This window comes from Candidatus Clostridium eludens (assembly GCF_045310515.1).
Classification (GTDB): domain Bacteria; phylum Bacillota; class Clostridia; order Clostridiales; family Clostridiaceae; genus Clostridium_B; species Clostridium_B eludens.
Map to the genome: position 1 here is coordinate 1 of NZ_JBJHZX010000099.1, position 4,487 is coordinate 4,487.

Sequence of the window (4,487 nt, forward strand, 5' to 3'; positions counted from 1 at the left end):
TCCTGCTATGCATCCATTATTCTCACAACAACCATGACGAATTAATAATAATTCCATAGTTAACACCTCTAGCTATAGTTCTAATTCCATCTAGCAACAATTTTAACATTATTTTAGTATAAGCTGCATAATTTTACAAGCATGAACTAAATGTTTTGTAAAATTATTCATACTATATTATCCTAATACTAATATTCTAACGCTATTTTTCTCTTTTAATAAATAAGCATATATACATTTTTGCATTATATATTTATTACTACAAGGTATCCCCTATTTATTATAATATTACAGCATTTAATTTTTACAAAGCAATGTAAATATAATCAGTTTTCCCAAAATAAGCATATAAAAAAACAGTCAGTTAAACTTATTATATGATAACTACTAGTTATTCACTCAAATAATAATATGAAAACATACACATATATGGCTTTTTATGTTATAATGTTTTAAAGACTATGAAGAGAAAAGTAGATAAATGTATGAATTTACAGAGAACTCTAAAAGGTGAGAATGAGTAAGAATTTTTTTATTGAAAAAGGTCTCAGAGTTGCACACCGAGTCTAGTTTTTAGAGGTAGGCTGTGACGGTATAACCCGTTATAAGTTATAGAGTATACAATTAATTATGTACTTGAAGAGGTCTATATGGCGACATATGGATAAACTGAGGTGGTACCACGAATATATAACTTTCGTCCTCAAGATTAAAATCTTGGAGGTGAAGGTTTTTTTATTTATCTAAAAATCTATTAAATCATAAATAAATATTTAAAGGTGGTATAGCTAAAATGTATAAGGAATTTGAAAGTATAGAAAACTTAGAAAAGATAATGCCAGATTCAAATGAATTTGTAGTGGAAAGAGTTAAAAAGTTAAATAAGCTTTATGAATTGGGGGTTAATCCATATCCTTATAGCTACAAAGATATAACTCATACTAAGGATATTTTTGATAACTTTAGAAATATAAAAGAAGAACAAAAATTCACATTAGCAGGAAGAGTTATGCTAATAAGAAGGATGGGAAATGCTACATTTGCCAATATTATAGATGAAAAAGGAAATATACAAATATTCTTAAGTAAAAGGCTAATAGGTGCTAAAAGTTATGAAATCTTAAAATTAATTGATGTAGGAGATATTATCGGAGTTGATGGAACTGTATTTAAGACTAAAACAGGTGAAATCACTATTAGGGTAAATAAGTTTCAATTATTATCGAAATCTATTAGAACACTTCCTGAAAAATATCATGGTATTCAAGATGCTGACCTAAGACAAAGGCATCGTTCACTAGACATGATAATGAATGCAGATGTTAGAGAACGATTTATAAAACATTCAAAAGCAATAACAGCTGTTAGGGAATATTTAAACAATTTGAATTTTATTGAAGCAGATACCCCTATTCTAGATACTAAATACGGCGGAGGAGAAGCAAAGCCATTTACAACCTTTGTTAACGCATTAGATTGTAATGTATATATGAACGTCTCTCCAGAATTATATTTAAAAAGACTTATAGTTGGAGGAATTGAAAGAGTTTATACTTTTGCAAGAGCTTTTAGAAATGAGGGAATTGATAGAACACATTATCCAGAATTTAGCTTGTTTGAATGCTATATGTCTTATGCTGACTACAATGACATGATGGAACTTATGGAGAATATATACGAATATGTATTTAATAAAGTTAACGGAACAACAAAGATTCAGTACGGAGACGTGGAAATTGATTTTAAAGCTCCATGGAAAAGAGAAAAGATGTGTGACCTTGTAAAAAATGATATAGGAATTGATGTTGAGGCACTTACCAGAGAAGAAATTATTAAGTGCATTAAAGATAATGATCTCTTAATAGAAAACCAGAGTGAACGATTAGTTATTGATAAATGTTCTAAAGGCGAACTAATAGTTAATTTGTTTGAAGAGTATTCTGAAAAGAAGCTAATTCAGCCAACCTTTGTCATAGATTTTCCGAAAGAATCATCCCCACTTTGTAAAAGCCATAGAGATAAGCCTGATTTAATTGAAAAATTTGAACCTTATGCTTATGGTGTTGAACTTGGGAACGCTTATTCAGAACTTAATGACCCATTAAAGCAAAGAATACTTTTGTACGAACAAGCGTCAAAACTAAGGGCGGGACTGGAAACGGCTAGTCCAATGGATGAAGAATTCGCCGTTGCCATCGATACTGCAATGCCACCGACAGGGGGATTGGGAATAGGTATTGATAGAATGATAATGTTCCTTACTGGTTCCTATACCATAAGAGATGTTATCGCATTTCCTATAATTAAAAGGTAAGAATAAAGTAATATATACTATAACCAAAAGGAATAATATCACTAATAAAGAATGTTGATATTAGTCTTTCTATCGGATATAAGTATTAAGAACATAATATTTATACTACAAATATTATGTTCTTAATACCCTTTATTCAAATACTGGACGCATGAAACTTCTTTCAAAACTAATAATACATCTTGTCCTTTCTGCATAGACCAATGCTGATTGACATTCCTTATCTGTACTAATTTTTTTTCGATACTCCTCATATTTAGCCATGTCAGGAAAGCTAAATAAAGCATAAGCGATATTATTAGCACCTTCATGTGGCATAAAATATCCATGATGAATGCCTCCCATACAATTTACAAGTGATATCCATGCTTTTGCATATTTCTCAAACTCATTTAGCTTATATGGGTCAATTACATATTTCAGATAACTGGTAATCATTATTTCACCTCATTTATTAATAATTTTCTGTTAGAATTAATTTTTATATGATGTTATTCAATAGAAGATAAGATAAATGTTGTTGATGTTCCTACCACTCCATCTATTTTTAATAATTCATCAATATAATCCGTTATATTCTGTGGTGATGTACTTCTTACTTTTAGCATTATGCACCATTCACCTGCTAATCTGTAACATTCCTCTAAAAATGCACTATTAATATTAATGCTTTTAATTTTTTTAATAATATCTTTAAACACTACTGCATTTATTTTCAAATATATAAAAACATGTATATTTTGGCTTAACTTATCCCAATCAATTATAGCTTGATACCTTTTAATTATCCCATGGCCTTCAAGCTTTTTAATCCTCTGGCGAACCGCAGGTCTAGTCAAGTTTAATTTTCTACTTATACTTTCATGCGATTCCCTTCCATTACCAATAAGTGCTTTAAGAATTTTTTTATCTATATCATCCATGAACTCACATCCTTTATATATAGTAACATATTTTTGATAATATATAACTAATAGCAAAAAAATAAACCTATTAGAAACTTATAGTTAGTAAATAGCCATAAGTTATTACTATTTATAATATCACATTTTCATATTTTATGTTTTACGATTACGATTAGTAAGACATAAAAATTTAAAATAGAATAGAATAACAACTTGGTGATCAAAAAGCTTACCTTTTATCATATATATTATAAATGAACCTTTTTCTTAAATATTATTTTATAAATATAAGCTTTTTGATCGCCTGCATTACTACCATATATTAATAATTAATATAAATAGTATATATATTTGAGTAATTTGGTACCCACATTTTAATTTAATTTGACACCCACATTTGGATGTAAACTAAGACTTATACTATTGAAAAATACAGCTTACATCCAAAGATAAATGAAGATATTTTACAATATTTTGAACATATTTAGGGCTGAATAACTGACTTTTGATTTTGAATACTAATTTAGAAATTATATTTTCAATAATATTTTGAATTTAAATGCAAAATAAAAACTATTTTTATACAACACAAATAAACCTTTCTTCAATACTTTTAAAAGATGAAATCTTTTAAAAATAGTGCTATAATGTTAATGATAATTTTGTTCTGTTACTGTATGTGTTGAGATTATGTAAGTTGCAACTTATATAATCTCTTTAACTTTTTTGCATTTTTATTCTAAGTCTTCCCATCCTAATAACTGTCGTTCTAATTTTTCAAAATCGTATTCCCTTGGCTTAAAATTATTAAATGTAGATATTTTTCCTTTATTATTTTTCCCATATTTTCTCTTTTGCTTGTCCTGTTTTTCTATGTTTTTAGCTTTAGCTTCCTTCTGCTGTGCTTGGTATATTTGTTTTAATAAATATACCAATTCTTTTTTCTTTTGCATTATGTAATACTTAGCTTTATTAAGTCCCTGTCTAACCTTCACAAATGGGCATATAGGACTTTCTGCCATACGATTAATACAGTGAGATATATATTCCCTACTAAATCTAAATTCTTTTGCTATTTCAGCTTGTGATATATACACTATCATATAATTTTTTTCATTTATATCGGTATTAACTCTACCTTCAAAAAAATCTAAGATTAAACCACAAGCTCCCATGATACCTTTAGGTAAGGACTTTAAGAAAGCTATTTTTATGTTTACGGGGAACGCATTACTAAAAATTTTGAGGTTTTTTAGGGGCATGAATTC

The 4,487-nt window shown here is 28.1% G+C and carries 4 protein-coding genes and 1 other annotated feature; of the genes, 1 reads left to right on the plus strand and 3 read right to left on the minus strand.

Going from position 1 to position 4,487, the window contains the following annotated elements; all coding sequences use genetic code 11:
* Positions 1-452 precede the first annotated feature (452 nt).
* Positions 453-708 (plus strand) — a binding site (T-box leader).
* Positions 709-793: 85 nt separating this feature from the next.
* On the plus strand, positions 794-2,314 hold the full coding sequence (lysS, locus tag ACJDU8_RS25135) for a lysine--tRNA ligase (RefSeq protein ID WP_406794927.1): 1,521 nt from the start codon (positions 794-796) through the stop codon (positions 2,312-2,314).
* 132 nt (positions 2,315-2,446) lie between these two features.
* Here the strand turns inward: lysS and ACJDU8_RS25140 are convergent, their stop codons facing one another.
* The 3 genes from ACJDU8_RS25140 to ACJDU8_RS25150 all read right to left on the minus strand — a co-directional run.
* Entirely contained in the window at positions 2,447-2,752 is a 306-nt protein-coding gene (locus tag ACJDU8_RS25140; RefSeq protein WP_406794928.1) for an NIPSNAP family protein, read from the minus strand.
* A gap of 53 nt (positions 2,753-2,805) precedes the next feature.
* A complete protein-coding gene (locus ACJDU8_RS25145) occupies positions 2,806-3,237 on the minus strand; it encodes an Lrp/AsnC family transcriptional regulator (protein WP_406794929.1) in 432 nt (143 codons plus the stop codon).
* Positions 3,238-3,953: 716 nt separating this feature from the next.
* Positions 3,954-4,487: hypothetical protein (locus ACJDU8_RS25150; RefSeq protein WP_406794930.1), on the minus strand; the 534-nt coding region annotated here is incomplete at its 5' end.